Source organism: Prevotella amnii DSM 23384 = JCM 14753, assembly GCF_000378745.1.
Classification (GTDB): domain Bacteria; phylum Bacteroidota; class Bacteroidia; order Bacteroidales; family Bacteroidaceae; genus Prevotella; species Prevotella amnii.
Genome location: NZ_KB905329.1, coordinates 1 through 4,484, shown reverse-complemented (window position 1 = coordinate 4,484; position 4,484 = coordinate 1). Strand labels below are relative to the sequence as shown.

The following is a 4,484-nucleotide window of genomic DNA, read 5'->3' as shown; positions in this document are numbered from 1 at the left end:
TTATCAGCTTGCACTTGGTTAAGCACACTGTAACTATCAATCAGCCAAGAGCGTAAACTATCACTTTTCAGTTTTTCAGGCGCATCAATATAATAGCGATAACCATCTTTGTTATCGCACTCTATATAGACATCGAATATATCGGATATAGCTTTTCTGTGGTTATGGAATGTGCGCAGGGGAATTTCGTCGCCTTCTCCATAACTTAAACCACTACAAACCCATAGTCTATTGATTTCTTCAAAAGTCAATCGCTTGTGTCGCCTAATCGTATCAAGCAACCAAACGTAACGTCCCAAATTATTAGCAGCCATATATAAATTTCTATTTTGCCACAAATATACACAAATTTTCTACATTGATGCAAAGTTACATCTACACTTATGCCAAAAATAAGCATAAAGGAAGATTTTGTTTATACTCTGCATTTATTTGGCATAAGCTCATAGCTACCTTTGCTGTATATTAATGTTTATACTTCGATTATTATGAATAAAAAAGACACTCTTTATAAAATAGAAAAACAACTCTTTCGTTGCGCTGAAATTAATGATAGTAAGAGTACCATCGCCTTGGAGGATTTGAGAACTGACAGATGGATATATTTACTCCGCCAGTTTGAGTACAATAGAGAAAATGCAGTTTTACTCTCAGCATTGAATGACAGGCTGATATAGGCTGCAAAACAATTATATAGCAGAATGCAAGACACGCAAAAACGTATGAATATGGTGTTTCCTCCCAATGCCGACTGCTATGTGAGCGGTAATATTTACCTTAAAAACGATCTTCCAGCTCGCTATCCTGATCAATCGGAACACGCTCGAAAAGTGTGGGAAGCACTTATGACTGCTAATTGTTGTTTAGAAGATGGCATTGGGTGGACTTTAAGTTTCAACTTGGGTGATGAAGGACTTAACTATCCTACTCTTATGGATTATCTTGGTATGGAAGACGAAAATGATAGCTGGAACGAGCATCTTGACCGTGAATGGAGTCAGCCTCTCCACCTCGTTAATATCTTTCACAACCTCTTTTCTCATTGTGAATTGGCTATACAAGACCTTATTTACATTGATGACTTCTATATTCAAATAGAAATGATAGAGCAGGAAGATATAAAAATAGCCCCCTTAAATCTATGATAATTTAAGGGATTATTCTGATTTATTCATCAATACATAGGTGTTGAAAGAATTTTGCAAACAAGTGTATGCCACGGCTGATGCGCCTTTCTATCACTGCATCATATTTTGGATATTTTAAATACTTATAATCTTCTGCATAGTAGATAAAAGCAAAAAGCATCTCTTTTAAATATTTTATCCATAGCTTATGGGCGTGTTCGTTGCCAAACTTATCTCTTAATACTTTGGGCGATGTTGCAGGAGGGAGCAACATTGTTTGTTCTGTAAATAGTTGTAAACGTGGTAGTAGCCATTTGGCAAATTCGTTTTCTATGTTCCACGACTCTTCTATTGGGAATGAATATTCCCAGCTAAATGTATCTTTTGTACTGTTCATAGTTAATTACAAAGATGTTGATAATTATCTGCAAATAATTTCAATCTATATTTTATCTCATCGCTTTCGGTTTCCTTTAATGTTTCAAAAGCACGAGGTATGGAGAGCTTGCTAAACGAGTTTGCCATTTGTCTTAAAAAGCGAAGCCATTTGGTATGAGCATCTTCTCCCCTTAATGTACTTGGTATAGTGGAGGTACAATGTCGCTCAACCTCTATCAATCCCTCTATTCTCTGTGCGAGAAACTTGGCTGCATAAAGGTTGAGATTCTTGACTTCATTATCAGGAACAACCTCTACATTCCTTATACATAGCTTCTTTTTCATATTGCGTATTTCTATTTAGAAAGTTTTTCTCCATTCATATTATAATATATAAACGACTCTGCATATTCATCATTTGCAGTACAATCGCCCTCGCGCTTTAATGATAACTTTCTTACACGAAAGCCTTTTGCATATATGCTTATTTCATTTGCCTCTACAAGACATTTTGATTGTAATGTTTGAATATTTATTTTATACAATTCTTGACCATCGAAAGCCCCACCACGCCCACAATTACCTGTGTCAATAACGATGAATATGCTCTGCCCATCTTCTGATAACGTGCCAAATAGGATAGAATACGGCTCTACTATATCTCCGTTATCATTCTTAGTAAGCAGTACAGACAGAATTTCTCTCGTACAATTAGTCTTTCTATACAACTTGTTTCTTTTATAGTAAAAGGTATAAACAGATCTATCCTCGTTCTTTCCTATCGTTACAGTTGGATATAAACTATCTTCATCGCATATTAACTCAGAGCTGTCAGAGCGTAAAACAGTATTGTCTTTCACTTTGTGGTCAGTATGCTCCATAGCACACTTTCCTTTTGAAAGTAATATCCACCCTATTACAATAACCGAGAATAATAAGAGCGTGTATGTGGTTTTATATTTCATCATTTCATATTATGGTTGAATCATTCGCAAAGTTATTCTTCTAATATGCCAAATTGCTGCATAACATTAAGGAAGTAATGTATTAGATATAAAATCTTTTTTGTATGTTTTATTTTGGCATAACCTTGATAATATCTTTGCAAAAAATGATTGAACAATAAAAACAGATTTAGAGAAGAAAAGTTATTCTATCGTATCTTTTGGCTATCATGCCAATCGTATAATGAAGAAATGGGAAAATAGCTTTCCCACATTTTCTTCAGAGAATTTTCCATACAATTATATCATTTTGACGGACGATGCAGATACTTATGCCTCTGTTATAGACGAAAAACTCAAAGGATATAATGGCCTCTTTCAGAGTGTCTATATTATAGACTTCAACGAACATGCTGATCATATAAAAGGCACAGCCAACACTGGGACTATTACAACATCCTGTTACATCGGCACGAAAGTATAGACGATGCCGCGGATAAACTCTTGCGCTTTATTCACCAACATTTGATAGGACTTATCAGTTTTGATACTGAAGATTGGGAATGGCTTTTGAAGAAAGGCATTTTTCTTTCGGCAGTGCAGCAGAATGATCATTATTCTTTTTCCAATTGGAGTAAAGAGGGGGATGACAAAGCAAGATTAATAGGTATCAATCATCCTAACCCTTTCTCTATATCCGCTATTGATAAGGAGGAGTTATTACCCCTAGTTGGAGGTTCTCTTTACCAGCTACAAGATTTTCGCTATTCTGTATCACAGGGTAATAAGTCTATGAATTTGCTTATAGCTTATAGCGATGAACCTTCCTGCGCATACGATGAGACAGATCATCATGGCCGTCGTTCAATTTCACTGGTCAATAGCATCAATACGCATTACTCTTTTAGGGCATTTGGGAAACATGCTCAATGGGCACTTGCACAAATGTATCCTAACGAAGAGGATATTATGTTTCCATTCGAATTTATCCTCACAGATGATGATAGAAAAGACAGGAAAACAATTAGCAAACTTTGCCAAAGCAATCAAGATAATGGTATTATAACCTATATTGTAGTATTGGGCAATAAGGAAACTGCTGGTCTATACGCAGAGATGGCAGATGAGGTTGTTATGGCTAACCATGTAGATGACGCTGGCTATGCCATTGAAAATATAATGAAACGCTGGAAGAAAGATGCAAACTTCCTTTATTATTAATCAATATTGTTTATGAAAGATATAGAAAAGTATAAAGAGATTTTCAATTCTCCATTAGTTGAAGCGATAGAAAGAGAACTTATATGGATTGGGCACGATTGTGAGCGTGTGGGTGGAGAACAATACAAAGAGGCTGTTAGAAGTTTGCTGCGCGTAAGAAAGCAAGTGCTTGATAACCTATTTTCATCAACCGCAGAACATAAAATATTCTTGGAAGAGTTTAATCAAGCCGCAAAAACTGCCCTCATCAAAACACGCACGCAAACCATCAATACCTATCGCGCATTAAGCAAAGGCAATTGCAAAGGCAATTGCAAAGGCGATATAGAAGTGAATGGATATTGCTTTTTAGGTTACGAATATCCAGCAATGCACCCTATACAGACGGATAGGGCTAAGAAAGTGTGGGATATACTAAGTGGAGTTATCGATCATTATATGCATAGCTATAACGACGGTATTTCGATACCGGGGTATCGTATTCAAAGCATGGCCGACTGCGAAAGGATAATCAAATAAGATGAGGAGATATGGATGTCGGATAATGATAATTAGTCGTCCCTTAAAAACTATATTTCAGCATAAAGTTTGTACTGACAAGCTTTATGCTGATTCTTTTTATAAGGCACAAAAGAGCTCTCATAGCTCTTTTGAAGTTATATGCTGCCGCAGCTAATAATACATTGATAGCATCTCCTTTCACACCTTTATAAAAGTTGCGAGATAATCGGTGGTCTGCTTTAAGATGTCCTATTGTTGGTTCTATACCTGCTCGTTTACAAAATAGTTTGTGTTTCTTTTTCTTTTGGTAGTA

General features: G+C 36.0%; 9 protein-coding genes and 1 pseudogene. 5 read left to right on the top strand and 5 right to left on the bottom strand.

All coding sequences use genetic code 11. The features are described 5' to 3' along the window. A pseudogene (locus tag F596_RS0110585) lies at positions 1-338 on the bottom strand (helix-turn-helix transcriptional regulator); the annotation flags it as partial. Positions 339-488: 150 nt separating this feature from the next. Here F596_RS0110585 and F596_RS0110575 point away from each other — a divergent pair. Further along, on the top strand, positions 489-677 hold the full coding sequence (locus tag F596_RS0110575) for a hypothetical protein (protein WP_019036927.1): 189 nt from the start codon (positions 489-491) through the stop codon (positions 675-677). 24 nt (positions 678-701) lie between these two features. Beyond that, positions 702-1,145: a hypothetical protein gene (locus F596_RS11360; RefSeq protein ID WP_019036926.1), complete on the top strand. Its 444-nt coding sequence runs from the start codon at positions 702-704 to the stop codon at positions 1,143-1,145. A gap of 22 nt (positions 1,146-1,167) precedes the next feature. On the opposite strand, the gene F596_RS0110565 is transcribed toward F596_RS11360, so the two are convergent. The 3 genes from F596_RS0110565 to F596_RS0110555 are packed head-to-tail and all read right to left on the bottom strand — an operon-like array spanning position 1,168 to position 2,473. Then, on the bottom strand, positions 1,168-1,524 hold the full coding sequence (locus tag F596_RS0110565; protein WP_019036925.1) for a hypothetical protein: 357 nt from the start codon (positions 1,522-1,524) through the stop codon (positions 1,168-1,170). Positions 1,525-1,526: 2 nt separating this feature from the next. Then, entirely contained in the window at positions 1,527-1,850 is a 324-nt protein-coding gene (locus F596_RS0110560) for a hypothetical protein (protein ID WP_019036924.1), read from the bottom strand. Between the two features lie 11 nt (positions 1,851-1,861). Then, positions 1,862-2,473, bottom strand: a complete 612-nt coding sequence (locus F596_RS0110555; RefSeq protein WP_238293065.1) for a hypothetical protein — start codon at positions 2,471-2,473, stop codon at positions 1,862-1,864. Between the two features lie 220 nt (positions 2,474-2,693). Here F596_RS0110555 and F596_RS0110550 point away from each other — a divergent pair, with 220 nt between their 5' ends. From F596_RS0110550 to F596_RS11265, 3 genes are read left to right on the top strand one after another with little or no spacing between them, the layout of a single operon-like run. Beyond that, entirely contained in the window at positions 2,694-2,933 is a 240-nt protein-coding gene (locus tag F596_RS0110550) for a hypothetical protein (protein WP_019036922.1), read from the top strand. 20 nt (positions 2,934-2,953) lie between these two features. Beyond that, entirely contained in the window at positions 2,954-3,670 is a 717-nt protein-coding gene (locus F596_RS0110545) for a hypothetical protein (RefSeq protein WP_154648205.1), read from the top strand. 12 nt (positions 3,671-3,682) lie between these two features. After that, a complete protein-coding gene (locus tag F596_RS11265) occupies positions 3,683-4,189 on the top strand; it encodes a hypothetical protein (protein ID WP_019036920.1) in 507 nt (168 codons plus the stop codon). Between the two features lie 43 nt (positions 4,190-4,232). Here F596_RS11265 and F596_RS0110535 read toward each other — a convergent pair. Beyond that, the coding region (locus tag F596_RS0110535; protein WP_019036362.1) for a transposase at positions 4,233-4,484 on the bottom strand (252 nt) is incomplete at its 5' end.

What these genes read in the sequence shown, in the direction of transcription:
- F596_RS0110575 (WP_019036927.1), top strand. Translation starts at nt 489, where the DNA reads ATGAATAAAAAAGACACTCTTTATAAAATAGAAAAACAACTCTTTCGT.
- F596_RS11360 (WP_019036926.1), top strand. Translation starts at nt 702, where the DNA reads ATGCAAGACACGCAAAAACGTATGAATATGGTGTTTCCTCCCAATGCC.
- F596_RS0110565 (WP_019036925.1), bottom strand. Translation starts at nt 1,524, where the DNA reads ATGAACAGTACAAAAGATACATTTAGCTGGGAATATTCATTCCCAATA.
- F596_RS0110560 (WP_019036924.1), bottom strand. Translation starts at nt 1,850, where the DNA reads ATGAAAAAGAAGCTATGTATAAGGAATGTAGAGGTTGTTCCTGATAAT.
- F596_RS0110555 (WP_238293065.1), bottom strand. Translation starts at nt 2,473, where the DNA reads ATGATGAAATATAAAACCACATACACGCTCTTATTATTCTCGGTTATT.
- F596_RS0110550 (WP_019036922.1), top strand. Translation starts at nt 2,694, where the DNA reads ATGAAGAAATGGGAAAATAGCTTTCCCACATTTTCTTCAGAGAATTTT.
- F596_RS11265 (WP_019036920.1), top strand. Translation starts at nt 3,683, where the DNA reads ATGAAAGATATAGAAAAGTATAAAGAGATTTTCAATTCTCCATTAGTT.